This window comes from Paraburkholderia fynbosensis (assembly GCF_902859935.1).
Taxonomy (GTDB): domain Bacteria; phylum Pseudomonadota; class Gammaproteobacteria; order Burkholderiales; family Burkholderiaceae; genus Paraburkholderia; species Paraburkholderia fynbosensis.
In genome coordinates this window covers 108,856-132,855 of record NZ_CADIKI010000018.1, presented here as the reverse complement: position 1 = coordinate 132,855, position 24,000 = coordinate 108,856, and the positions used below count along the sequence as shown (strand labels likewise).

The 24,000-nt window shown below is 62.4% G+C and carries 20 protein-coding genes and 1 pseudogene; 11 read left to right on the top strand and 10 right to left on the bottom strand.

Annotated features, from left to right (window positions below; all coding sequences use genetic code 11):
• Positions 1-118: 118 nt before the first annotated feature.
• Genes HV770_RS26675 through HV770_RS38250 form a run of 4 tightly spaced genes read left to right on the top strand, consistent with a single transcriptional unit; the run spans position 119 to position 4,408 of the window.
• Entirely contained in the window at positions 119-2,467 is a 2,349-nt protein-coding gene (locus HV770_RS26675; protein WP_175164600.1) for a TonB-dependent receptor, read from the top strand.
• A 45-nt stretch (positions 2,468-2,512) separates the two neighbouring features.
• Positions 2,513-3,238: a MotA/TolQ/ExbB proton channel family protein gene (locus HV770_RS26670; protein ID WP_175164599.1), complete on the top strand. Its 726-nt coding sequence runs from the start codon at positions 2,513-2,515 to the stop codon at positions 3,236-3,238.
• The gene (locus tag HV770_RS26665; RefSeq protein ID WP_175164598.1) at positions 3,235-3,633 is read left to right on the top strand and encodes an ExbD/TolR family protein; all 399 of its coding nucleotides are present in this window, start codon (positions 3,235-3,237) and stop codon (positions 3,631-3,633) included. Before HV770_RS26670 ends, HV770_RS26665 begins: the two co-directional genes overlap by 4 nt.
• Complete coding sequence (locus HV770_RS38250; protein WP_217468650.1) at positions 3,626-4,408, top strand: energy transducer TonB; 783 nt, start codon at positions 3,626-3,628, stop codon at positions 4,406-4,408. The genes HV770_RS26665 and HV770_RS38250 overlap by 8 nt, the downstream gene beginning before the upstream one ends.
• A 289-nt stretch (positions 4,409-4,697) precedes the next feature.
• On the opposite strand, the pseudogene HV770_RS26655 reads toward HV770_RS38250, so the two are convergent.
• The 3 genes and pseudogenes from HV770_RS26655 to HV770_RS38890 form a co-directional block, all read right to left on the bottom strand.
• A pseudogene (locus HV770_RS26655) lies at positions 4,698-4,831 on the bottom strand (IS6 family transposase); the annotation flags it as partial.
• 361 nt (positions 4,832-5,192) lie between these two features.
• A complete protein-coding gene (locus HV770_RS38895; RefSeq protein ID WP_246291179.1) occupies positions 5,193-5,432 on the bottom strand; it encodes an IS110 family transposase in 240 nt (79 codons plus the stop codon).
• Positions 5,433-5,757: 325 nt separating this feature from the next.
• Positions 5,758-5,898, bottom strand: coding sequence for a hypothetical protein (locus HV770_RS38890; RefSeq protein WP_246291177.1), 141 nt, complete (start codon positions 5,896-5,898; stop codon positions 5,758-5,760).
• A gap of 189 nt (positions 5,899-6,087) precedes the next feature.
• On the opposite strand from HV770_RS38890, the gene HV770_RS26645 reads away from it, so the two are divergent.
• Positions 6,088-6,765, top strand: a complete 678-nt coding sequence (locus tag HV770_RS26645; RefSeq protein WP_175164597.1) for a heavy metal response regulator transcription factor — start codon at positions 6,088-6,090, stop codon at positions 6,763-6,765.
• Positions 6,765-8,225, top strand: a complete 1,461-nt coding sequence (locus HV770_RS26640) for a heavy metal sensor histidine kinase (RefSeq protein WP_175164596.1) — start codon at positions 6,765-6,767, stop codon at positions 8,223-8,225. The genes HV770_RS26645 and HV770_RS26640 overlap by 1 nt, the downstream gene beginning before the upstream one ends.
• Before the next feature lie 15 nt (positions 8,226-8,240).
• Here HV770_RS26640 and HV770_RS26635 read toward each other — a convergent pair whose 3' ends face one another.
• The 4 genes from HV770_RS26635 to HV770_RS26620 all read right to left on the bottom strand — a co-directional run bounded on the left by HV770_RS26635 (position 8,241) and on the right by HV770_RS26620 (position 15,010).
• Entirely contained in the window at positions 8,241-9,698 is a 1,458-nt protein-coding gene (locus tag HV770_RS26635) for an efflux transporter outer membrane subunit (protein ID WP_175164595.1), read from the bottom strand.
• A gap of 27 nt (positions 9,699-9,725) precedes the next feature.
• Positions 9,726-11,012 carry an efflux RND transporter periplasmic adaptor subunit gene (locus HV770_RS26630; RefSeq protein ID WP_175164594.1) on the bottom strand — a complete coding sequence of 429 codons (1,287 nt, stop codon included), beginning with the start codon at positions 11,010-11,012 and terminating at the stop codon, positions 9,726-9,728.
• 19 nt (positions 11,013-11,031) lie between these two features.
• Positions 11,032-14,277: an efflux RND transporter permease subunit gene (locus HV770_RS26625; RefSeq protein WP_175164658.1), complete on the bottom strand. Its 3,246-nt coding sequence runs from the start codon at positions 14,275-14,277 to the stop codon at positions 11,032-11,034.
• A 277-nt stretch (positions 14,278-14,554) separates the two neighbouring features.
• Positions 14,555-15,010 (bottom strand): winged helix-turn-helix transcriptional regulator, encoded by a 456-nt coding sequence (locus tag HV770_RS26620; protein WP_175164593.1) that lies wholly within the window; start codon positions 15,008-15,010, stop codon positions 14,555-14,557.
• Between the two features lie 145 nt (positions 15,011-15,155).
• Here HV770_RS26620 and HV770_RS26615 point away from each other — a divergent pair, with 145 nt between their 5' ends.
• The 4 genes from HV770_RS26615 to HV770_RS26600 all read left to right on the top strand — a co-directional run bounded on the left by HV770_RS26615 (position 15,156) and on the right by HV770_RS26600 (position 19,270).
• Positions 15,156-16,154 carry an aldo/keto reductase gene (locus HV770_RS26615; RefSeq protein ID WP_175164592.1) on the top strand — a complete coding sequence of 333 codons (999 nt, stop codon included), beginning with the start codon at positions 15,156-15,158 and terminating at the stop codon, positions 16,152-16,154.
• 16 nt (positions 16,155-16,170) lie between these two features.
• The gene (locus tag HV770_RS26610; RefSeq protein ID WP_175164591.1) at positions 16,171-16,482 is read left to right on the top strand and encodes a high-potential iron-sulfur protein; all 312 of its coding nucleotides are present in this window, start codon (positions 16,171-16,173) and stop codon (positions 16,480-16,482) included.
• Positions 16,483-16,553: 71 nt separating this feature from the next.
• The gene (locus tag HV770_RS26605) at positions 16,554-17,006 is read left to right on the top strand and encodes a (2Fe-2S)-binding protein (protein ID WP_116120524.1); all 453 of its coding nucleotides are present in this window, start codon (positions 16,554-16,556) and stop codon (positions 17,004-17,006) included.
• Positions 17,006-19,270 carry a xanthine dehydrogenase family protein molybdopterin-binding subunit gene (locus HV770_RS26600; RefSeq protein ID WP_175164590.1) on the top strand — a complete coding sequence of 755 codons (2,265 nt, stop codon included), beginning with the start codon at positions 17,006-17,008 and terminating at the stop codon, positions 19,268-19,270. The genes HV770_RS26605 and HV770_RS26600 overlap by 1 nt, the downstream gene beginning before the upstream one ends.
• A 165-nt stretch (positions 19,271-19,435) precedes the next feature.
• Here HV770_RS26600 and HV770_RS26595 read toward each other — a convergent pair whose 3' ends face one another.
• A complete protein-coding gene (locus HV770_RS26595; RefSeq protein ID WP_175164589.1) occupies positions 19,436-20,602 on the bottom strand; it encodes an EAL domain-containing protein in 1,167 nt (388 codons plus the stop codon).
• 91 nt (positions 20,603-20,693) lie between these two features.
• Between HV770_RS26595 and HV770_RS26590 the strand changes: the two genes are divergently transcribed.
• Positions 20,694-21,023 (top strand): hypothetical protein, encoded by a 330-nt coding sequence (locus tag HV770_RS26590; RefSeq protein ID WP_175164588.1) that lies wholly within the window; start codon positions 20,694-20,696, stop codon positions 21,021-21,023.
• Positions 21,024-21,233: 210 nt separating this feature from the next.
• On the opposite strand, the gene HV770_RS26585 is transcribed toward HV770_RS26590, so the two are convergent.
• Positions 21,234-21,848 (bottom strand): ankyrin repeat domain-containing protein, encoded by a 615-nt coding sequence (locus HV770_RS26585; protein ID WP_175164657.1) that lies wholly within the window; start codon positions 21,846-21,848, stop codon positions 21,234-21,236.
• Between the two features lie 76 nt (positions 21,849-21,924).
• Positions 21,925-23,379 (bottom strand): catalase, encoded by a 1,455-nt coding sequence (locus HV770_RS26580; RefSeq protein WP_217468649.1) that lies wholly within the window; start codon positions 23,377-23,379, stop codon positions 21,925-21,927.
• Positions 23,380-24,000 lie beyond the last annotated feature (621 nt).

The following is a 24,000-nucleotide window of genomic DNA, read 5'->3' as shown; positions in this document are numbered from 1 at the left end:
ACGAAGCAAAGAAGCGGCAGCGCAGCGCTGTATATCTTGGGGCAAGTGAGCCTGCCCACTACGCACGGGGGTTAAGCGCGTAGCGCGATGCATCTATTCAATAACGACAGTCGAAACAATGAAACATCGCACACTTATCTCGCACGCTGTGCTGCTACTACTTGCCCAAAGCATAACCGGTCATGTTTGTGCCGCGCCGAGCGACAGCTCGGTAGGGGGACTTGTCACCGATAGTCTCGGCAAGCCGGTCGCAACCGCCAGTGTGATCCTTCAAACCGCGACCGGCGCCTCGGCAGGAGAGACAAAAACCGATGCAAGCGGGCATTTCTCAGTGTCCAACGTCGCGCCCGGAACGTATGCGGTGGTGGTCACCGCGACGGGCTTCGCGAGCGGCAGCAGCGTCGCCACTACCAGCCCCGGAACGGCAAGTTCCGTCACCGTCGCGCTGGCGAGGAGCGACGCGATTGACGTCCGTGTGAACGCGCAGCGTCTGGACCAGGCGCGCAACGGATTGTCGCCGGAAACCGGCAGCAGCGTGTACCGGATCACCGCGGCGGACATCAACAATATGCCGCAAGGCGAATCGACGCCGTTCAACCAGGTCCTGCTGCACGCGCCCGGCGTCGCGCAGGATTCCTACGGCATGGTCCACGTGCGCGGCGAACACGCGAACCTGCAATACCGGATCAACGGCATCATGATTCCGGAGCCGATATCCGGCTTCGGCCAGTCATTCGATACCCGCATCATCGACCAGATGGACCTGCTCACCGGCGCGCTTCCCGCGCAATACGGGTGGCGCACGGCCGGCATCGTCGACATCAAGACCAAATCGGGTGAGACCGGTGACGGCGGAACGATAGACGTATATGGCGGCAGCCATGGCACCGCGCAGACAAGCGGCGACGTGTATGGCACCAGGGGCGCGCTGAGCTATTACTTTAGCGGGTCGGCGGGCGTCAACGATCTCGGCATCGAAGCGCCGACGTCGAACGGTTCGCCGCTGCACGATCATACCCGGCAAGGCAACGCGTTCGGCTACATGTCGTACCTGATCAATCCGCTTACGCGGGTCAGCGTCGTGTTCGGCACCGCGAGCAACCAGTTCCAGATCCCGAATACACCGGGTCAGCCGACCCAATTCACCCTCAATGGCCAGACCAGTTTCGATTCGGCCGCGCTCAACGAAACCCAGAGCGAGCTCAATAACTTCGCGACGGTCGCGTTGCAGGGGACGAACGGCGACAAGCTCGACTATCAGATCGCGTACTTCACGCGCTATACGCGCACGCAGTTCAACCCCGACCCGATCGGCGACCTGCTTTTTAACGGTGTCGCCTCGCAAGACTTCCGCAGCAATTGGGCCAATGGACTGCAGGGCGACACCACCTACCGGTTGAACAGTTCGCACACGCTGCGCGCCGGCGTGTCTTTCGAGCAGGACCGGGCGGTCGCCAGCGACAGTGTCTCGGTGTTCCCCACTGTCGATGGCGTACAGTCCTCCGACCAGCCGTTCCCGGTCAACAGCGCGAGCACGACGATCGGCCGGCTCTTCGGCGTCTACGTGCAAGACGAATGGAGGGTGAACGACAAGCTCATCATCAATTACGGCGTGCGCTACGACAAAATGAACGAAGTTGTCGACGCCAGTCAGTTGAGCCCGCGCATCGGCGCCATCTACAAGGCAACGCCGACTACCACGCTGCATGCGGCCTACGCCCGGTACTTCACGCCGCCTCCGCTCGAATTGATCGCGCCGACCACGGTTGCGCAGTTCAACAATACGACGAACCAGGCAGCGAGTCAGCAAAATTCGCCGGTGCAGCCCGAGCGCAGCCATTACTTCGATGTCGGCGTAAGCCAGCGCGTCACCTCCGCCATCACGGTAGGCGTGGATGCATACTACAAGAAGGCAACCGATCTGCTCGACGAAGGACAGTTCGGCACCGCCCTGATCAACACGCCGTACAATTACCAGACCGGCCACGCCTACGGCGTCGAACTCACCGCCAACTACATCGACGAGCATTTTTCCGCATACGCGAACCTTGCGCTCAGCCGCGCAACCGGCGAAAACATCATCACGGGCCAGTTCAATTTCACGCCCGATGAACTTGCGTACATCGCCAACAATCCCGTCCACCTCGATCACGACCAGTTGGTCACCGGTTCTGCCGGCATCGCCTACACGTTTGCGCGCACGACCTACAGCGCGGATACCGTCTTCGGCAGCGGGCTGCGCAGCGGCTTTGCGAACACGGACCATGTGCCGTTCTACGTGAATGTCAACCTCGCGGTCATCCATCACTTCAACGCGCCCCTCATCGGCAAATTCGATGGGCGCGTGGTCGTGGTCAATCTGCTCAATCGCAGCTACCAATTGCGCGACGGTTCAGGGATCGGCGTTGGCGCCGCGCAGTTCGGACCGACGCGCGCGTTCTATGCAGGCATGACGAAACACTTTTAACCCGCCCGCGCGGCGTACGCCGCGTGCGCAAGAGGTCACGACATCATGAACGATCTTGCCGAACTGTTTCTCGCCGTACGCCTGGGCGGATGGGTGATCTACCCGCTCACCGTCCTCGCGGTGGCCGGCCTGGCGATTATCCTCGACAAGGCTTACTCGCTGCACCGATTCGCGGCGATCCCGGCCCGCATCGACGACCTGATCGAAGCGCCCGTTGTCGATTTTGCGCAGACACGCGCGCAGATTGCCGCGCTGCCGGAGCGCCATGCGCTGCGCAGCTTCGCCGCGCCGATCCTGGAGGGCGGCAACGCGCCGATCTGGTGGATCGAGTCTCGTGCCGAGACCGCCGCGCAGCATATCGAGCGCGCGCTGAACCGGGGGTTGTGGCTGCTCGAAACCATTGTCACAGCCGCGCCTCTGCTTGGGCTGCTCGGAACGATCATCGGCATGATGCACTCGTTTCGGCTGATCGGTGGACAGGGCGTCGTGAACCCGACCGGCGTGACGGGCGGCGTCGCGCAGGCGCTGATCGCGACCGCGATCGGACTGCTGATCGCTCTCGTCGTGCTCTTCGCGTTCAACTACTTTTCGCGGCGGGTGGGCGAGCTGCTCGATCACTTCGAGCGGGTCGGCACACGGCTGATCGGGCAGCTCCGGCTCGACCGGGAACACGCGGAAGGAACGGTCCAGGCGCGGCCTGAGCGGGAACGCGCGGAAGGAGCGGCGCAGTTGCGGTTCGCCTCTGAGCATGAGGAAGGGCAGCGCACGTGAAACTGAAACGCTCAAGACAGGCACGGCGCGGGAAGATCGAAATCATCCCGATGATCGACGTGATGTTCTTCTTGCTGGCGACGTTCATGCTCGCATCGCTTTCGATGCAGCGGCTTGATTCGATGAAAATCAACTTGCCGGGCGGCCAGGCACAGCAGCTTAGTCTGGATACGCCCCTCACCCTCACCGTCACGCGCGCCAATGCCATCTTCGTCAACCGCCAGGCGGTGCCGCTCGCGGCGCTGGCGGGTGCGCTGCGGCCGCTGCTGAAACCGGACGGCAATCTGGTGGTTGCGGCCGATGACGCCGCATCGCACGGCGTGGTCGTCAAAGCGATGCTCGAAGCGCGAAAAGCTGGCGCCCAGCATTTCCTGATCGCCGTTCACCATGAGTAACGATGGCCGCCGCCTCGACACGGCCTGGCTCGACGAACCGAAAACACGCATCGCGGTTGTAGCGGTCATCGCGTTCGGGTTGTGGTGCGCAGCGCTCTTGCTCGTCGGCGGACTGCTTGTCACGCCGGAGATTAAACTGCCTCCGCCCGCACATCTCGACGCGCAGCTCATCGAAATCGAGCCACCTGCGCCGCCCCCGCGCACGGGTGCACCCGCGCAAGCTGCGCCGACGCACCCGATACCGCCCGCGAGCGTCGCGCGTGCAGCACCGCCGCCGGTGCATCACGCGCGCCCCGTGCACGAAGAACCGGCCCCGCAACATGCCGCGCCCAGGCCGGCAGCAGCGCCACCGGCTGCGACCGCGCCACCTGTCACACCCTCGCCCGTTGCAGCAACCTCCGCTGTGCCATCGCCCGCGCCGTCAGCCGCGCCTTCCGCGCCACTGGCATCGGCCAGCACGGCCAATCACTCGCCGGGCGCGACCGACCCCGCCGCCAACGGCAGTGGTCATACCGCCGCACGCGCGATCGCGCAGCCACTGCCGGAAATCCCGGACGACTTGCGTGAAGCCGCGTATCACGCGATTGCTCTTGCGCGCTTCACGATTCACCCGGACGGTTCTGCCGACGTCGAACTCCTGCAGCCGACGCAACAGCCGCGTCTGAATCAGTTGTTGCTCGCCTCGCTGCACAACTGGCGTTTCTTCCCCGCCATCGAGAACGGCAAGCCTGTCGAAAGCCATCAGGACGTTCGCGTCCACCTTGTGGTCCAGTAGCGTATGCACCGGCCGCGCCTTGGTGCGTCAGCGGTGCGCCTGCGGCGGTGCTAGATAAGCGGGAACCGGCTCGCCAGCGCGACACCAAGCCCGCCTGTGTCGAGTTGCAATGTTGCCAGTCTTGTTTAGATAGGAGTGTCCCAACGGCTTGGCCGGACTGGCTTTCCATCATCGGTTCTTCCCGCAGGCGGGAAAGAGTACGAATAGGGTAGGTGCTATCGAATCCATGTCCGCAGCCGGCGCTAGCTCAGCGCGAGAAGGTGCATCTCGGCGGACTTTCAGGGCAGGTAACCCCACGCTCGAACAGGAGCTCTTCGATATCACGCAGGCTGAGCTGAAACCTGAAAAAAATCAGCGCACCGCGCAACTGATGACCGCCGCTGGAAAGCGATGGCCGTGGTAAAGCGATTTCTCATTTTTCATCACGCGAACTTACTCGGCCATCTCAGCAACGTGACACCCATTAGCCGGCTCAAGTCAAGGCACGAATGCATCCATCGCCGGATCGCAGTGGCGACGGTATTTCCATCGACACTGCAATCCGGCGATGCTTTTTCGTTGTCTGTCATTTACTGGCTCGCCTCCATGCGTCGACCCGTCAGGCAAAACATCGCTTCACGTCAAACGGCTGGTGCTCACGCAACATGTGATAGCACGCGCGTGCCAGCTTGTGCGCCAGCGCCTCGATTGCGGGGATCCCATTCCTTGCGCGCTTCTTGCGCTCATAAAAACGCCTGGCCTGCGGGCAGTAGCGAATGGCATAGTTCGCCGCCTCGACAAACGCTCAGGCGAGGTACCTGTTTCCATTCTTCGTGCTGCCTTCCCCTTTCTTGCGGTTCTTGCTTTCCCGTCGGCTATCCACACAGCGACAATATGAGCTGAAGTTGCCAACGTCGGCAAAGCGCGTGATGGCGCCCGTCTCCAGCATGATCGTTGTCGCCAGTACGGGGCCGACGCCGGGTATCGACTTCAGCAGCGCATAGTCCGGGCGCAGTTGTACACGCTCCACGAGTCGCTTCTGCAAGATGGCAATTCCTCCTGCAGCGTGCGCATCACCGCCAGATTGGCCTGCATGGCGAGCGTCACATCAGGCGCAAAACCGAGCGCATTGACCTGGCTCGTCGCTCAGACGCCTGTTCACTTCTCCGGTCATCCGCTGACCTGTCTGTCGGAATGCAGGTTTTCGATTGAGAGTATCTGTGCGGTCCGGCAGCGCACCAGTTGCATTCGTTTGCGTGAGAGCTCCCGTACTGGCCGCTCTTCTGCTGGATAGATGTAGCCTTCTGGCAATAGCCCCAGACGCAGGAGTTGCGTCAGATGGGCTGCATCGGTGAAGTCACCGCTGTATTTCAGGCCCTCGTACTGCCTGATTGCCGCTGGGTCGCCAGATGGACCTGATAGCCATCCTCCATTAACTCATCCACCAGCCAGTACCAGTTGAACGTCGCTTCGATGACCGAGTGCAGGTCGATTCCACTAAACTTGTTCATGCCGGGCTCTGCGTCACGTCGGTGTTCGCACCTCCGCCTCTACGCCAGCCGTTCGAGTCGAACGGAGGGGGCCGGCTATATGATTACCAGCGCCGTCCCGACCTCCAGCAACATTACCGGATCGTAATCACCCGCCCGGCTGCTTGACGGTATGATTTGATTTGATGGTCAACGCAAGCGGAGCAACCGATGCGAATCCTGGTGATCGAGGACGAGCCAAAAACAGCGGCTTATCTGAAGAAAGGTCTGGAAGAATCCGGCTACGCGGTCGACGTCGCAAACGATGGCCCGCAAGGGCTGATCCTCGCCCAGGAAGAAGAATACGACGTGATCGTGCTCGACGTGATGCTGCCCGGCATGGACGGCTGGACCGTCGTCAAGACGTTGCGCAACACGCGCTCCACGCCCGTGCTGTTTCTTACCGCGCGCGACGACATCGACGACCGCGTGCGCGGCCTGGAGCTCGGCGCGGACGATTACCTCGTTAAACCTTTTGCGTTCGTCGAACTGCTGGCGCGCGTGCGTACGCTGGCGCGCCGCGGGCCGCCGCGCGAAAGCGAACTGATCAAGGTGGGCGACCTGGAAATGGATGTGTACCGCCGCCGCGTCAAGCGGGGCGGCACGCGCATCGATCTCACGCCGCGTGAATTCTCGCTGCTGCAACTGCTCGCGCGGCGTCAGGGTGAGGTGCTGAGCCGCACGCAGATCGCGTCGTATGTGTGGGATATGAATTTCGATAGCGACACCAACGTGGTCGAGGTGGCGATTCGCCGGCTGCGCACCAAGATCGACGACAACTTTCCCATCAAGCTGATTCACACGGTGCGCGGCGTCGGCTATGTGCTTGAACTGAAGGACACGGCCTGATGCGCGTGCGCTCGCTTGCCGCGACGCTCGCGCTTGCCTTCGGCGCCACGACGCTGGCGGTTTTCGTGCTGGTCGGCAGCTTTCTGTATCTCGCGCTCGAAAAGCAGATCAAGGCGCAGGACAATCTCGACATCGTGCTTGCCGCGCGCCACGCACGGCGGCTTGCCGAGGAGTTGGAGACGTCGATGGGCATTCGCGAGCATAGCGACCGTTTGATCAGCATCGTGCTCGGCAACCAGGCCATGTCGATGGAAGTGTTCGATCCCGCTGGCAACCGGGCAGTCGAACACAACATCGCCGACACTTTTGCCGTGCCCAATGTGGCGAGCGGCGCGGCGACGCTCGCCGCGTTGCCGCCGCTCGCGCGCGTTGCGGCTTCGGCGCGTATCACCGAGGCCGATATCGGTGAGTGGACCGGCCGCAACGGCGCGCCGATTCGGGGCATTCTCACCGACGCGCGTCTACGCGACGGCGAAACGGCGAGCGTGCTGGTGGCGCGCAACATGAGCGACCGCTGGCTGCTGCTGGACCGTTATCGCGACAGGCTTCACCTGGCGGGCGTGGCCGGCGTGACGCTGGCGATGCTGCTCGGTTATCTGCTGATCCGCGCCGCGCTGCGGCCGTTGCGCGATATCGCGGCTAGCGCGAGCCTGGTCACGGTAAATCGCCTCAATACGCGGATCGCGGTGGCGCGTGTGCCGAGCGAACTCGAGACGCTGGTGGCGTCGCTGAACGCCATGCTCGAGCGCGTCGATCTCGGGTTTCAGCGTCTGTCGCGTTTCACCGCTGACCTCGCGCACGACATGCGCACGCCGCTCAGCAATATGCGCGGGGCTGCCGAAGTGGCGCTTGCCCGGCCGCGTTCCGTCGATGAATACGAGTCGCTGCTCGCCTCGAATCTGGAAGAGTGCGACCGGCTGTCGAGAATGATCGAGAACGTGCTGTTTCTGGCGCGCGCTGAACATCCGCAGTTCGTCAAGCACATGCGTGAGTTCGATGCGGCGCGAGAGTTGAGCCATATCGCCGAATACTTCGAAGGAATTGCCGAAGAGGCGCTAGTGCGCGTGCGTGTCAGCGGCGCAGCCAGCTTGACGGCGGATCTCGAACTGTTTCGCCGCGCGGTGAGCAATCTGCTGGCCAATGCCATTCGTTATACGCCGCAAGGCGGCGAGATCGTGCTGGACGCGAGCGCATCGGCCGACGTGGTGCGCGTGACCGTGTCGAATGAAGGACAGCCTATTGCCGCCGAACATATCGAGCGGATTTTCGACCGCTTCTATCGCGTCGATCCGTCACGCAGCTCGCTGCCGTCATCGGGCTTGTCGCGAGGGTCGACGGGATCGGCGGGGCTCGGGCTTGCCATCGTGCGCACGATCATGGAGTTGCACGGCGGCTCGGTGCATGCGCAGAGCGATGCACGGAGTACGCGCTTTGTGCTGGTGTTTCGGCGGGGCGGGTGAAGGGTACCCAAGGGCTTACACAGACCCGGTCGCACGCTTGCCCTCATCACCCCACGTCCCACCCAGCGCCTTCAACAGCAACACACTCGACTCCAACCGCCGTGCGGCGATCTGATCGGCGACACGCTGATTCGTCAACGCAATCGTCTGCGCCGTGACCACGTCGAGATAGCTGACTGCGCCCGCGTTGAAACGGTTCGTCGTGAGCCGCAACGACAGTTCAGCGGCCGTGGTGGCGCGCTGCTGACTGGCGGCTTCGTCGGCGAGGGAATGCAAGGCGGACAGATTGTCCTCGACCTGCTGGAACGCCACCAGCACCGACTGACGATAGTCCGCGACCGCGCCGTCGTATTGCGCCGTCGCGCCATGTAGGGCTGCCTTCCGCTTGCCGCCGTCGAACAGCGTGCCGGCCAGTTGCGGGCCGAGCGACCAGAACAGACTCGGCGCACTCAGCCAGGGTGCGAAAAAGGTGCTTTCCAGTCCCGCGCTCGCCGACAGCATCAGATCCGGGAAGAACGCCGCCTGCGCGGCGCCAATCTGCGCATTGGCCGACGCCACGCGCCGTTCGGCCGCCGCGATATCCGGGCGACGCTCCAGCAATTGCGACGGCAAGCCGACCGGAATCGCGGGCGGTGTGACGGCCGAGCCGTTCGGCGGCAGCGCGAAGCTCGAAGCCGGCTCGCCGGTCAGCGTGGCAATCGCGTGCTGCATCTGTGCGCGCGTCACGTCGATGTCGGTGTCCTGCGTGCGCGTCGCTTCGAGTTGCGTCGTGGCCTGGGCCACCGCGGACGCATCGATCGCACCGTTTTTCAGTTGCTGCTGCAGCAGTTTCAATGCGGCCGCGTAGGCGCTCACGCTGTCGTCGAGCAGCTTCTTCTGCGTGTCGAGCGAGCGCAGGGAGAAATAGTCGACGGCGAGATCCGCGCTCATCGACAGGCGCACGCCTTCGAGGTCGGCTTCGCTCGCCTGGGCGTCGGCCTGCGCGCCGTTCACGCTATCGCGCACGCGTCCGAACAGATCCGGCTCCCAGCTCGCCGACACGCCCGCCGAATAGTCCGGCACGGTCTTGCCCGCGAGCGATTTGCCTTCGACATTCTGCGAGGTCCGCGAGCGATCCTGCGCGACCCCAGCGGTAATCGTCGGGAAAAAACCGGCGCGCTGATAGTCCACCATCGACCGCGCTTGCTGGAGCTGCGCGACCGCCTTGCGCACGGTCTGGTTCGACACGTCGATACGCGCTTCGAGTTGATTCAGCACCGGATCGTTGAAGATCGTCCACCATGGGCCGCGCGGCGTGGCGTCAGCCGGTGCGGCCCGCGCCCAGCCGGGTGCGGTGCCCGCATATTGCGCGGGAATCTCGGCGCTCGGGCGCTGATAGGAGGGCAAGGTCGAGCACGCGCTGAGCAGTGCGCCGATCATCCCAGCCACCAGCGTGCGGCGCTGCACCGGCCGTGAAAGAGACAGGGAAACCATCAGTGAATCCTTTCTGTAACGATGCACCTAGCCAGGCATGGCCGGCGCAATCTGCACGATCTGGCCGGTGTTCAGCGAATCGCCGGGGTTGTCGATCACGCGGTCGGTGGCGGCGAGGCCTGTCGTGATTTCCACGTGCGTGCCGAAATCGCGGCCGATGTGGACGGTCTTGAGCAGCGCCCGGCCGTTGCTATCGACCACGGCGACCGTCACGCCGTCCGGCCGGAACAACAGGGCGCTGACAGGCAGGTCGAGCGCCGGCGTGGTCGATCGCAATTGCAGATGCACCTGCGTGTAAGCACCGGGCATCAGCGCGCCATCCTTGTTATCGACGTCGATCTCGACGCGCAGCGTGCGGCTCGACGGATCGATCGAATCGGTGCTGCGCGCCACCTTTGCGGCGATGCGGCGACCCGGATACTGCTGGGCGGTGAGATACACGCCGGTCGCCGGCGTGACATACGGCGCGTCGTTCTGCGGCACATCGACGAAGACCCGCAGCACGCCGGTCTGCTGGATGTGGAACAACTCGCCCGACATGCCCGCGGTGCCCGGCGTGCCGCCCGCCGTGACCAGCGCGCCGACGTCGACGTTGCGCGCAGTGATCACGCCGTCGAACGGCGCGGTGATCTTCTCGTATGAGACAAGCTCGGCCAGATGCGCGACGTTCGCCTGCGTCGACGCGAGCATCGCGCGGCGCGCTTCCATGTCGCTGACCTTGGTGTCGGCGTCCTGCTGCGCGACCGATTGTGTCTTCAGCATGGCCTGCCAGCGCTGCGCGGTAGTCTTCGCAAAGTCGAAATTGGCCTGCGCGGTGGCTTCGTCGGCACGGGCCTGGCGCAATTGCGCATCCAGTTCGGGGGCTTCGATTGTCGCGAGCGTCTGACCGCTTTTAACCTGTGTACCGATGTCGGTGTTCCAGTGCGCCAGGTAGCCGCTCGTGCGCGCGTAGATCGACGCTTCCGCGAACGGCGTGACGGCGCCCGGCAGCAGCAGTTCGTGGACGGCTGGCGCGGCGCGCGGCGCGACGACTGACACGCTGAGCATGCTTTGCGCCTGCGTCTGTTGCGTCAGCGCGGCACTGGCGTGCAGACGCGGCACGATGCCGACGATCAGCAACGCCGCGGCAAGTCCGGTCAACGCAAGCGGCCAGAGGCGGCGGCGCGGTTTCGTGCTGCCGGGCTCTGCCGCCGTGGCGCCGGCATGCCGGGTTTCCCTGGCGCTATGCAAACGCGCGGTGTCGGCGGTCTCGGCGGTCCCGGCGGACGCTTCTGACCGCTCGCCAAGCTCGGGCGGAAGGGATGAATCGTTCATGGGCAAGGTCTCGTCAGAATCAATGAGTGCGGGCGGGAACGCCGGATTCGTGCGTGTCGAGGCGTGCCGCGCGGCGTTTGTCGAGCCACGCATGCACCATCCCGTAGACGACCGGGACGAACAGCAAGGTCGACACCGTACCGAGCGCGAGGCCACCGATCACGGCGCGTCCGAGCGGCGCGTTCTGTTCGCCGCCATCGCCGAGGCCGAGCGCCATCGGCAGCATGCCGATCAACATGGCGAGCGCCGTCATCAGCACTGGACGGAAGCGGCTGAAGCCGGCTTCGAGCGCGGCCCGCAGCGGCGGTTTGCCGCCGTGGTGAAATTCGCGTGCGGTGTTGATCACCAGAATGCTGTTGGCCGTGGCGATGCCGATACATAGAATGGTGCCGGTGAGTGCCGGCACGCTCAGGCGAGTGCCGGTGCTGAACAGCATCCATGCGATGCCCGCGAGCGAGCCCGGCAAGCCGCTGATGATGATGAACGGGTCGAGCCACGACTGGAAATTGACGACCATCAGCAGGTAGACCAGGGCGATCGCAAACACGAGGCCACTCGCAAGACCGCTGAACGAGTCGTGCATCGCCTGCACCTGGCCGCGCATGACGATCGACGCGCCAGGCGGCAATTGCGGCCGGATCTGATCGACGAGGCGGGTCACGTCTGCTGCCACGCCGCCAAGGTCGCGTCCTTGCGCCGACGCGAAAATGTCGAGCACCGGCTGCACGTTGTAGTGCGAGACGACCGCTTGCTGGGTGACGCGTGTCAGTGTGCTCAACGCGCCGAGCAGGTTTTGCGGCGCCGGAGCGCCCGTGTTGGCGGAGGCCGCCGCCGTCATGACCCCGGCGGTGGCGCCGCCATTCTGCGCGACCGGAATATTGGCGAGCGCCTGCAACGAGTTGATGTCGTACTGCGGCATCATCGCCATCAGCGGATAGCTCACGCCGTTGCGCGGATCGAGCCAGAAATTCGGCGTGGTCTGCGAACTGCCCGAGAGCGCGATCAGCAGGTTCTGCGACACGTCGCGTTGCAACAACCCGGCCTGAATTGCGCGGGTGCGGTCGACGTTGACGTTGATGGCGGGGGCATCGCCAGGCTGTTGGATACGCGCGTCGACGAGGCCGCGCACGCCGCGCAGTTGGGCGAGCAGGCGGTTCGCCACGATGCGATTGGCGTCGAGCTTGTTGCCGACGATCTGGATATCGATCGGCGCGGGCAGCCCGAAGTTGAGAATCTGGCTGACGATGTCGGCGGGCAGAAAGGCGAACGTGACGCCGGGGAAATCCCTGGCGAGCGTCGTGCGCAGTCTCGCCACATATTGAGCGGTCGGTTTGTGCTTGGCCGCGAGGGTGATCATCACGTCGGCGTCTTCCGGGCCGATCGGGTCCGATGAGTCGTAGGTCAGATTGATCCCGCTCACCGGCACGCCGATATTGTCGAGCATCGCCGAGAGTTCCTGCTTCGGAATCATGCTGCGCACACGGGCTTCGACTTCGTCGGTGAGGCGCGCGGTGTCTTCGATACGCGTGCCGGTCGGCGCACGCAGATGCAGGCGGATCTCGCCAGTATCGACGGCGGGGAAAAAATCGCGACCGGCAAACGGCACCAGCGTGAGCGAGCCGATGCATAACAGCAGGAAGATCGCGACGAACCGTCGCGGACTCGCTATCGCCGCGCCGAGCACGGCGCGATAGCGTTCGCGCAGCCGCTCGAAGCGATGCTCGAAGGCGGCCTGAAAGCGGATCAGGCGCGCAATCGGTCCATTGCCCGTCACCAGCGCGTTGCTGCGTGCGCGCATGAGATACATCGCGAGCGTCGGCACCAGGGTGCGCGAGAAAAAGTACGACGCGATCATGGCGAACACCACCGCCTCGGCGAGCGGCACGAACAGATAGCGCGCCACGCCGGAGAGCAGAAACATCGGCACGAACACGATGCAGATCGACAGCGTCGAGACGAACGTCGGCACGGCGATTTCGCCGGAACCGTTCAGGATCGCGTCGTGCAGCGGCTCGCCGTTCTCCAGATGATGCGTGATGTTTTCGATGGCGACCGTGGCGTCGTCGACGAGAATCCCTACGGCGAGCGCGAGGCCGCCAAGCGTCATGATGTTGATGGTCTGGCCAAGCGCGGACAGCGCGATCAGCGAGGTCAGCACCGCGAGCGGAATCGACACCGCTATGATCAGCGTGGCGCGCCAACTGCCGAGAAAGAGCAGGATCATCAAAGCGGTGAGGGCGGCGGCAATCAGCGCTTCGCGCGCCACCCCCACGACGGCCGACTTCACGAACACCGATTGATCCGACAATGCGGTGACATGCAGCGCGCTCGGCAAGCCGGCCACGATATGCGGCAGCATCGCCTTGACCTGCTGGATGATGGTGAGCGTCGACGCGCTGCCGGACTTTTCGATGGTAAGAAGCGCGGCGCGTTTGCCGTCGCTGCGCACGATGTTGGTTTGCGGCGCGTAGCCATCGCGCACATGGGCGACGTCGCGCACATACACCACGCCGCCCGCCACCGTCTTGATGGGCAGATCGTTGAGCGCGGCTACGGTGTCCGTGCTGCCGTTCATCTGCACGTTGTATTCCTTCGTGCCGATCTTCGCGGTGCCGCCCGGCAGGATCAGGTTCTGCGCGTTGACAGCGTTGACCACGTCGAGCGGCGCGAGGCCTTTGGCTTGCAATGCGCGCGGGTCGATATCGACCATGATCTGCCGCACCTTGCCGCCGAACGGCAGCGGCACCGACGCGCCTTGTACCGTCGCCAGTTGCGTGCGGATCTGGCTGTTGCCGAGGTCGTAGAGCTGCTGCTCGGAGAGCGTGTCGCTGGAGAGGCCGAGTTGCAGGATCGGCACCGTCGAGGCGTTATAGGTAATGATGTTCGGCGGCAGCGTGCCGGGCGGCAGCACGCGCAGGATCGATGCGGAGTTCGACGCTGCCTCGGCGATCGCGCGATTGATGTCCGCGCCCGGATGGAAAAAGATCTTCACCACCGAGACGCCATTCAGCGATTGCGACTCGATATGCTCGATGTCGTCGACGTCCGAGCTCAGCGCGCGCTCGTAATTCGACGTGATGCGATTGGCCATGTCCTGGGCGGAAAAGCCGTTGTAGGTCCAGACGATGCTGACCACCGGGATATCGATGTTCGGGAAGATATCGGTCGGCGTGCGCAGTATCGCAAGCGGGCCGACGATAAGGATCAGCACCGCAAGGACCACGAAGGTATAAGGGCGGCGCAGCGCGAGCCGGACAATCCACATGACGGGTTCCTGAAATGAGGCCATGAAGGCACGCCGCTGCTGCGCTGTCAGAGCGCGTGACGCGGGCTTCTCGACTCAGGAGTGTGATGGTGGGGCCCTTACGGGGCGCGGTCGGCTAGATTACCGTTCCGTTATCTGGGCGTCGATTCGAGCTTGCGGTGACATGAGGACTCACGCGCGATCTATCGATCGTGGCCGGCTTCACGTATCTCGAGACGGTTCAGGAAGACACCGGCGACTCGACCACCCATGGCAAGCGCGCTGCCAACGCGTTCGGCTATTCCGGGCGCTTTTCCGAGCCGGACTCCGCGTCCCGGTTCGAAGGCGCGCGATCGGTACGCTTTTCGCCGAGATCGAACTGCCGTCGCGCCGATTCCATTTCCGCCATATGCGCTTCCACCCAGTCCCAGATCCCACAGATCTTGTCGAGCAGACTGCGTCCTAGCGGCGTCAATTGATAGTCGACACGAGGCGGTATCACGGGATGCACATAGCGCGTGACGAGACCGTCGCGCTCGAGTTGCCGCAAGGTCTTCGTGAGCATCTTCTGACTGACGCTTCCCACCTCATCGCGTAGCCGCGAAAAACGCATCTCGCCATGTGTGCCCAACGCGTCGATCACAAGGATCGTCCACTTGTCGGCGATCTGCTCGATGACGTTGCGCGCGAGGTCATCGGTTTTCTTCTGTGCGTTCTCGGCGGCGTGAGGGCCGTCGTAGCAATTTGTTTCCATGGGGAAAGTATGGAACCTTCAGGTGCCTTCTTGTGATCGCCGGATGCGGCTGAAATAATCGACTCGCCTGCCCGTCCTTTGGGCACGTCGCATTTTCTCGGACCGCATTCGACATGGATGCGGCGCTTTAACCAGAGAGCATCGCATGACTATTGAAACAATTGAAGTTGAGGGTTTATCGACGCCTGTATCGCGTATCGGCCTGGGCACGTGGGCGATCGGCGGATGGATGTGGGGCGGCACTGATGAGAAGGACTCGATTGCGGTGATCCGCCGGGCGCTCGACAGCGGCGTGAACCTTATCGACACGGCGCCGGCGTATGGCTTCGGCGCATCGGAGGAAATCGTCGGCAAAGCGCTGGCCGATGGATATCGCCACAAGGCAGTCATCGCGACTAAAGTCGCTCTCGAATGGCAGGACGGCAAGGTATTTCGCAATGCTTCACCGGAGCGCATTCGTCACGAAGTAGAGGATACACTTCGGCGCTTGCGGACAGATTACATCGATCTATACCAGGTTCACTGGCCCGATCCGCTCGTGCCAATCGAAGAGACGGCCGCGGTGCTGGACGACCTGCGCAAGGAAGGCAAGGTTCGCGCGCTCGGCGTCAGCAATTTCTCTGCGGCGCAAATGGACGCGTTCCGCCGCGTGGCGCCGCTGTCCACCACCCAGCCGCCTTATAACCTGTTTGAACGCGACATCGACCGCGACGTGCTGCCTTATGTGAAACAGCATGGGCTGGTTGCACTCGCCTATGGCGCACTGTGCCGCGGATTGCTCGCAGGGCGCATCGGCGCCGAGACGCGTTTCGAGGGCGACGATCTGCGTCAACATGACCCGAAGTTCCGAGCGCCGCGTCGTCAGCAGTATGTCGACGCTGTGAAAGCACTGGACGTCTTCGCGCGCGATAACTTCGACAAGTCGGTGCTTGCGCTTGCCGTGCGCTGGGTGCTGGACCGCGGCCCGACGATCGCGCTGTGGGGTGCGCGCCGTCCGTCGCAACTGGACGGACTCGAAGCCGCGTTCGGCTGGCGACTCGACGACAAGGCCTTCGCGCAAATCGACGCGATCGTCTCGCAATTCGTCAAGGACCCGGTAGGTCCGGAGTTTATGGCACCGCCGCAACGTGTTCTGGTGTCGTGAAAGGAGTGTATTGAACATGCGAACCAATCGACGAACTTTCATTGTGCATACCGTTGGCGCCGCGGCGCTGGCAGTAACCGGCGGCACGGCGTGGGCCGCGCCCACGCAGCTTCAGGAAAGCGATGCGGGCGCGCAGGCGCTCGGCTACCGGACCGACGCATCGCGCGTCGATCACGCGAAATATCCGCGCTTCAGCGCCACCCAGCGCTGCTCGAATTGCCAGTTCTACCAGGGCAAGCCAGCCGACACGAGCGCGCTTTGCGCGCTGTTCGGTGCGAAGCAGGTGAACGGAGCGGGATGGTGCAACGCCTATCAGGCGAGAGCCTGATCGGCTTGTGCGGGTAAAGCGATACGGCGCATGACGACGTTGGGCCGTTCGCGTCGACTACGAGGAATCAGTTGATGGAACTCATTGTGAACGGCGTGCATCACAACGTCGATGCGGATGCGAATATGCCGCTGCTGTGGGCAGTCCGTGATCTGCTCGGGCTGCACGGGACCAAGTTCGGTTGCGGGGTCGGTGCGTGCGGCGCATGCACGGTCCATCTGGACGGTGTCGCTGTGCGTTCGTGTGTGACCGCACTGGCGGATGTTCAGGGCAAGCCCGTAACGACCATCGAGGGACTCGGCCAAGGCGGCGATCACCCGGTGCAGCGCGCGTGGAAAGCCGCCAACGTGCCGCAGTGCGGTTACTGCCAGCCGGGGCAGATCATGCAGGCCGCGTCGCTGCTCAAACAGACGCCGAAGCCGAGTGACGAGCAGATCGTCGAAGCGATGTCCGGCAATGTTTGCCGCTGCGGCACCTATCAACGCATCAAGGCCGCCATCAAGGCGGCGGCGTCGGAGGCGTGATGGGCGAAATCGTCAATATGAGCCGGCGCGGGGTGTTGAAAGGGACCTTGGCGGGCGGGGTTGTGCTGGGCTTGCAGATCGGCGGCGCGGGTACCGCGCTCGCGGCGAGCGTGCTGTCATCCGCGAATGGCGCGAAAGGGACTTTCGCACCGAACGTGTATGTCTCGGTCGCGCCGTCCGGCGAGATCATTCTGGTCGTGCATCGTTCGGAGATGGGGACCGGTATCCGCACCAGTCTCGCGATGATTCTTGCCGACGAACTCGATGCCGACTGGAACGCCGTCAGGGTCGTGCAGGCGCAAGGCGATGCGAAGTATGGCGATCAGAATACCGATGGCTCGCGCAGCATCCGCCAGTTCTTCCAGCCGTTGCGCGAAGCAGGCGGCACGGCCCGGCAGATGCTCCTGGCGGCGGCCGCCGTGCAATGGCGCGTGGCGCCGGCGACCTGTCACACCGAGCCGGGTCATGTCGTGCATGCGGCGAGCGGGCGGCGCGTGGCCTACGGCGCGCTCGCAACGGCGGCGGCGCGTCAGCCGGTGCCGGGCCGTGACACGCTGCATCTGAAAGACGAGGGTACGTGGCGCTATATCGGCAAGTCGCTGCCGATCGTCGATCTCGACGACATCGTCCACGGCCGGGCGACGTACGGTATCGATGTCGTGTTGCCCCGAATGACGTATGCGTCGATCGAACGTTCGGCGGTCTATGGTGCGACGCTCAAAAGCGTCGATTCGACGGAAACGATGAAAGTGCCTGGTGTGCTGCATGTGGTGCGCATTCCCGCTGCGCCGTTGCCCGCTGGTTTCCAGCCGCTGGGCGGCATCGCGGTTGTGGCGACCAGCACCTGGGCGGCGATGCAAGGGCGGCGGAAATTGAGGCTCGACTGGGACCTTGGGCCGAACGCATCGTATGACAGTCAGGCTTATCGCGAGGCGCTCGAGGACACCGCGCGGCAGCCGGGCAAAATCGTTCGCAACAACGGCGACACAGCGGCTGCGCTAAAGAGCGCCGCCCACCATGTCTCGGCGGACTACTACGTGCCGCACCTGGCGCACGCGGCGATGGAGCCGCTCGCCGCCACCGCGTCCTATGCGAACGGTGCCGTTGAAGTATGGACCGCGACGCAGAATCCGCAGCAGGCTCGCACGACCGTGGCACAGGTGCTCGGCGTGCAGGAGCCGGCCGTGACGATCAATGTCACGTTATTGGGCGGCGGCTTCGGCCGCAAGTCCAAGCCTGACTACGTGGCCGAGGCGGCATTCCTGTCACGCGAGGTCGGCGCGCCCGTGAAGCTCACGTGGACTCGCGAAGACGATGTGCACAACGACTATTTCCATGCGGTGTGCGCCCAGCACATGGAAGGCGGGCTCGATGCGCAAGGCAAGACGGTCGCGTGGTTGCACCGCACGGTGTTTCCGTCCATCAGTTCGACGTTCAATGCCGATGTCCGCTACGGGGCGGCGGGTGAACTGGGACAGGGCGTGACCGACATGCCCTACGACATCGCCAACGTGCGGTGTGAGAACGGCGCCGCGTCCGCACACACGCGCATCGGCTGGTATCGATCGGTGTACAACATTCCCCACGGCTTCGCGTTAGGGTCGTTCGTCGATGAGCTTGCGGCGGCCGCGCGGCAAGATCCTGTGCAGCACCTGCTCACGCTGCTCGGCACGCCGCGGCATGTCGATCTGCACGCACTAGGCGTCGATTACCCGAACTACGGCGCGTCGATCGACGAGTATCCGATCGACACCGCCCGCTATGCGGCCGTGGTTCGCGCAGCCGCCGTGCGCTCCGGGTGGTCGACCGCATTGCCGGCGCGGCATGGGCGCGGGATTGCGGTACATCGGAGCTTCCTGAGCTATGTGGCCGCGGTCGCGCATGTGCAGGTGGCCGACGACGGTTCGGTGCGTGTGACACGCGTCGATCTGGCCGTCGACTGCGGGCGCATCGTCAATCCCGATCGGGTTGTTGCGCAGTTCGAGGGCGCGGTGGTGATGGCGCTCGGCAACACGTTATACAGTGAACTCACTTTCCGGAACGGCGCGTCGGAGCAATCGAACTTCACGGACTACGAGGTTGCCCGTATCGATTCCGTTCCCGAGACACACGTGTATATCGTGCCGAGCGATGCACCGCCGGGCGGTGTTGGCGAGCCCGGCGTGCCGCCGACTTCGGCGGCCATCTGCAACGCGATCTTCAATGCGACCGGCCAGCGCATTCGTGCGTTGCCGGTGGATACGTCGCTGCTGAAACGGGCGTAGCGGCGAAACGCAACGGAGTTCGAGCGGCTGCCTACCGTGAGAATGAAATCAGCGTTAAACGATAGAGCTGTCGCATCAACGGAACGCTGTGCGCGGGCGGCGGTGCTCAGTGCACTGCCGTGCGCGCCAGTTCTTTCGAAATCGTTCTGCGAACCCGCCGTTGGGTCACCTGCCGCCGGGCACTGGCGCAACGGCCACCGGCTTGCCGTAAAGCCACCCTTGCGCAAGTTCGATTCCGCAGTTCAGCAATGCGTCGCGCTGGGCTGCCGTTTCGACACCTTCAGCAAGCACCTTGCAGCCGAGCTTATAGAGCTGTTCAGCCGACGCGCGAATAGCGGCTGCAAAGGGCGCACCCTTATCGGCATTGCGGATCACGGTAATGCACAGCTTGACGATTTCTGGCTTCAACAGGCGGACGGTATCGAGGTCTGCGAACCCGCAGCCCGTGTCGTCCAGGGCCAAGCCAATGCCGATGGTACGCAGGCGTTCGACCGCGTCTCGCAAACCCTCGGCTTCGTTGAGCGGCAAGTGCTCGGTGAGTTCGAACATGACTTCCTGCCGGCCCGCCAACGGCAGTTTTTCTGCAGCAAGGGCCAAGGCATCTGGGCCCAGATTGATGGTCAAAAACTTCCCGGGCGGCAGCTTGCCTTTGGTGCGCTCGAGAGCCAATTCGGCACACAATAATTCCATCTCCACGGCACAGCCGGCGGCATGGGCCGCGTCGAACAGCACGTCCGGGCGTTCAAATGGCGTCCGTTGCGGACCTCTGGAAAGGGCTTCAAAACCCGTCACTGTACTGTCTCTAATGCGCACTATCGGCTGCAACACGGTCTGTATGGAGCATTCGCGCAGAATTGCTCTCACTCTGGTCGATGAGTTGTCCCGGTCCTTACGTTGATGTTTTGGTTCGGACCTCGATCGATCCTTCGTCCATTGAACCCAACCTGTTTTGTCATCTCCTGAGACTGCTTCGGAAGGCAAAACGAACACGGACAGATCGTAGTTGATCCGGGCGCCTGTCCCGCCGCCAAAAATAGCAAATAGCCGCTCGCGAATCAGCTGATGCCCTGCCTTTGCTATGGCCTGCGCCACTTCGCTGGCATCACGCGGCAAATCTCCCGACAGCACACGGAAACACGCAGAGCAATGTCCGTCGACATCAGAACGATATCGGTCAATTACCTCATGCTGAGCCAGCAACCGCTTTAGCAAAGCCGTTGCTTCCTCGCCGAACTGGGTGAGAGCCTGTTGAGTCGATTCCTCGCCGAATATGTGGGTGAGACGCGTAATATCTGCAATCCTGACGCTGACCACGGCGGTTATTTTCGTCATTGAAGGCAACCCCGTTGTATTCGTTCTTGCTTACGCGCTTCGAATAATCCACATAGGCCTGTTAGCGACGTATCAACATACCGGCTCCTGCATGTCGCAAATCAGTCGGCAAGATGACATTCGTGTCATCCAGATTCGCAACGTTATTTTCCGCGCTTGGCAGCGGCAGCGATTCAATTGGTCAGATCTGCGTAAAATCGGAAGACGTGCTAACGTCTGCGTCTTCAATAAAGGAAAGATCATGAACGTTACGCAAACCGCCGCAAGCGTGGCCATGCAAGTGATGCAGCAGTCCTCGCAGGGCGTTGCCGCGCATACGCCGCAAAGCGGCGCCCTGGCTCTCGTCGAAGCGGAAGCTGCGAGCGCGCCGCCTGTCAGTGCAAACGGCATGGTTGGAAGCATCATCAATACTTTCGCGTGAACGCAGAGCGGCCTGCAAACGTGATCGCCGAGCTCGCTACAAAATTCCCGGCGTTTCGCGTGAGCGACGCCGCCGTGGATACCGGTTGCGAGTTGAGCATGGATGAACCCGGCGCGCGCTTTTGAGCGAGTAAAAAAAAGGCGGAACGGAGCTTCTCCGGTCAAGTTTCCGGAAAGCCGATCGCGTTCCTCCACATTACTGCGTAGCGCCTTACTGCGTAGCGCCGACCTGGCGCAGCGCATCGGCTGCGGCGGTATTGTGTTGCGAGATGGCCATTTGAAGCGCGGTGCCGCCGCGTGCGTCGACATGATTGACGTTCGCTCCGTGCGCCACCAGCACCGAGAGCATATCGAGCCGGCCGAACAGCGCAGCAAACGATAGCGCCGTTTCACCTGCGTTGTTGGTTTGATCGATAGGGCAGCCTGCCCCGAGCAATATTTGCGCAATGTTCGTTTCACCCTTGAACAGTGCTCCCATCAACGCGGTATTGCCGTGTTTGTCGGCGGCGCATGCGTTGGCGTGAGCGGCAAGAAGCGCCCTTAGCGTGTCCGGGTGATTATCGTAGGCGCTAAGAATGAGCGCCGTATATCCCTGAGGCGTTGCGGTTTCGATCGGATAGTGCGCGTCGATCAGCAATTGAACGATATCGGTTCGCCCTTCGCGCGCGGCGGCGAACCAGTCATCGGTGTATGTTCGCGTGTCAACCGTGCCGGAATACGTTGCTGGCCGATACACGTGCTCCGCACAACTCGCGCTCAGAAGTGCGGCTATCGCTGCCACGGCTGCGCTTCGAACTACTCGCCGCGCAGTAGAGAAACCTCGCATGACGTTCTCCGTCGGAAATCGTATTCGGGCAGACGGGGCCTGCTTGCGCAGGCCCCGTCTGCGTTGCCTACTGGCTTCAGTTATCGCCAAGATGCGACGCCAGATCCTGCACACGTGAGAGATCCGCGTGCGTGGCGCTTGCGAGGCGGGTACCGTAATCGGAATCAGCCTTGTAGAAGTACGAAAGCATCGTGTACTTGTTCGCGTCGTTTGTTACACGGCCCAGATCGCCCGACAATGCCGTGACCAGATCCGCCTTGTTGGCTTCAGACAGGGTCCGGTAGAACTCGCCAGCCTGACGGAAGTCGAGCGTCTTGTGGATCGCCATCTGCTGCGTCGTTCCGCTGAGCGGCGTCTGCACGGACTTGTACCTGGCCTGCTGCGAGATTTCCGCGATGCTGGAGGGCTCGTAGTTCACCTCAGCCTTGCGATCGCCGGAATTCATCGAGCCATCCTGATTATTGTTGTACACAGGCACAACAGGACGGTTGATCGGCAAATCGTTGTAGTTCGGTCCCAGGCGATACATCTGCGTGTCGGCATACGCGAACAGACGACCCTGCAGCATCCGGTCCTCGGAAGGCTCGATGCCCGGCACGAGGCGGGACGGCGCGAATGCCGATTCTTCAGTGGACTGGAAGTAGTTATCCGGAACCCGGTTGAGCGTCATCGTCCCGACCTTCTGCTCAGGGATCGACGACGGCCACACCTTCGTATCGTCAAGCGGATCGAAGTCGAACTTGTTCAGATCCTTCGGCGAAAGGATCTGAACGTACAGATCCCATTGCGGATACGAATGCGCCTTGACCGAGTTGTACAGGTCGTCGGTCATCAGATTCCAGTCGGCGCCGATCGAATGAGGAATATCCTGCGGGCGGATGCCCTCGATGCCCTGACGGCTCTTCCAGTGAAATTTCACGTAGTGAACTTCGCCTTTGGCATTGACGAACTTGAACGCATGCACGCCGTAGCCATCCATGTGACGGTATGAGTCAGGCATCCCCTCGTCGGTGTAGAGGTGCGTCAGCATGCTGGTCGCTTCCGGCGTATGGGCGAAGAAGTCGAAGGCCAGATTCGGATCCTGCACGCCCGTCACGGCGGACGGCTTGTTCGCGTGCACGAAGTCCGGGAACTTGATGGCGTCCCGGATGAAGAAGATCGGCCAGTTGATGCCGACGACGTCCCAGTTGCCTTGCTGCGTATAGAACTTCACGGCAAAGCCGCGTGGGTCGCGCGCCTGCTCAGGCGATCCACGATAGCCCATCACGGTCGAGAAGCGCACGAAGACCGGGGTCTTCGTGCCAGGCGTGAACACTTTGGCGGTGGTCAACGCGCTGATATCGGCGGTTGGCGTGAACTCGCCAAAAATGCCCGTGCCGCGCGCATGGACGACGCGCTCCGGGATGCGCTCCCGGTCGAAGCGCTGCAGCTTCTCGATCAGATGCGAGTCCTGCAGCAGTACCGGACCTTCAGGACCGGCGGTCTGGGAGTTCTGGTTGTCGCCGACCGGCGAGCCACTATCGCGCGTCATATCTTCAGCGTACACGGGTTGTGCAGTGACGATTGCGGAGGCGATGGAAAGAATGCTTGCTGCGATTTGTGTCGTGCGTAATTTCACGTTGTGATCCCAATTCAGGACAGGAGGAAACCAGGCACATCCTATGATTGGGCTTTTCATAGCGCCAATCTATTTTCTCTATGTCTGCAATAGGAGGTCGGTTTCTTTCAATGCTAAAAAGTGGATGATAAAAGTGAAAGCAGCCAAAATTAAATTATGTGGTATAGCGGAATTGGCTTAGCCAGGAGTACTGCAAATAGGCATGAAAACGAGCGGGTTGCTGGGTCTCCAGGAAGGGAGCCTGAGCAAGTTATCGACACTGTTCTTCTTCGAAATCAGCCCGTAAATCGCGGGCTAGAGTTCGGCGATAGATTACGCAAGGCGGGACTGGATCGTCACATTCGACCGCAAGGAATGCGTCGTGAACGTCCAAAAAATTGGAAAAGCTGTATTGCTGAAATTGACAGTAGCGTCCAGTATTCTAATTGATAAGGTGTCTTAAACTAATGCACTAGATCGGCATAAATTGGCTTGTGATTTTTTCAATTTATTGCTGTGGAAAAATCAATTGGTTGAAGTGACGTGAATAAAGAT

Bases quoted from the DNA above. Each gene is read 5' to 3' on its own strand.
- HV770_RS26645 (WP_175164597.1), top strand. From the start codon at position 6,088: ATGCGAATCCTGGTGATCGAGGACGAGCCAAAAACAGCGGCTTATCTG.
- HV770_RS26640 (WP_175164596.1), top strand. From the start codon at position 6,765: ATGCGCGTGCGCTCGCTTGCCGCGACGCTCGCGCTTGCCTTCGGCGCC.
- HV770_RS26625 (WP_175164658.1), bottom strand. From the start codon at position 14,277: ATGTGGATTGTCCGGCTCGCGCTGCGCCGCCCTTATACCTTCGTGGTC.
- HV770_RS26615 (WP_175164592.1), top strand. From the start codon at position 15,156: ATGACTATTGAAACAATTGAAGTTGAGGGTTTATCGACGCCTGTATCG.
- HV770_RS26620 (WP_175164593.1), bottom strand. From the start codon at position 15,010: ATGGAAACAAATTGCTACGACGGCCCTCACGCCGCCGAGAACGCACAG.
- HV770_RS26635 (WP_175164595.1), bottom strand. From the start codon at position 9,698: ATGGTTTCCCTGTCTCTTTCACGGCCGGTGCAGCGCCGCACGCTGGTG.
- HV770_RS26675 (WP_175164600.1), top strand. From the start codon at position 119: ATGAAACATCGCACACTTATCTCGCACGCTGTGCTGCTACTACTTGCC.
- HV770_RS26610 (WP_175164591.1), top strand. From the start codon at position 16,171: ATGCGAACCAATCGACGAACTTTCATTGTGCATACCGTTGGCGCCGCG.
- HV770_RS26590 (WP_175164588.1), top strand. From the start codon at position 20,694: ATGTCGCAAATCAGTCGGCAAGATGACATTCGTGTCATCCAGATTCGC.
- HV770_RS26595 (WP_175164589.1), bottom strand. From the start codon at position 20,602: ATGACGAAAATAACCGCCGTGGTCAGCGTCAGGATTGCAGATATTACG.
- HV770_RS26670 (WP_175164599.1), top strand. From the start codon at position 2,513: ATGAACGATCTTGCCGAACTGTTTCTCGCCGTACGCCTGGGCGGATGG.
- HV770_RS26580 (WP_217468649.1), bottom strand. From the start codon at position 23,379: ATGACGCGCGATAGTGGCTCGCCGGTCGGCGACAACCAGAACTCCCAG.
- HV770_RS26630 (WP_175164594.1), bottom strand. From the start codon at position 11,012: ATGAACGATTCATCCCTTCCGCCCGAGCTTGGCGAGCGGTCAGAAGCG.
- HV770_RS38890 (WP_246291177.1), bottom strand. From the start codon at position 5,898: ATGAACAAGTTTAGTGGAATCGACCTGCACTCGGTCATCGAAGCGACG.
- HV770_RS26600 (WP_175164590.1), top strand. From the start codon at position 17,006: ATGGGCGAAATCGTCAATATGAGCCGGCGCGGGGTGTTGAAAGGGACC.
- HV770_RS26585 (WP_175164657.1), bottom strand. From the start codon at position 21,848: ATGCGAGGTTTCTCTACTGCGCGGCGAGTAGTTCGAAGCGCAGCCGTG.
- HV770_RS38250 (WP_217468650.1), top strand. From the start codon at position 3,626: ATGAGTAACGATGGCCGCCGCCTCGACACGGCCTGGCTCGACGAACCG.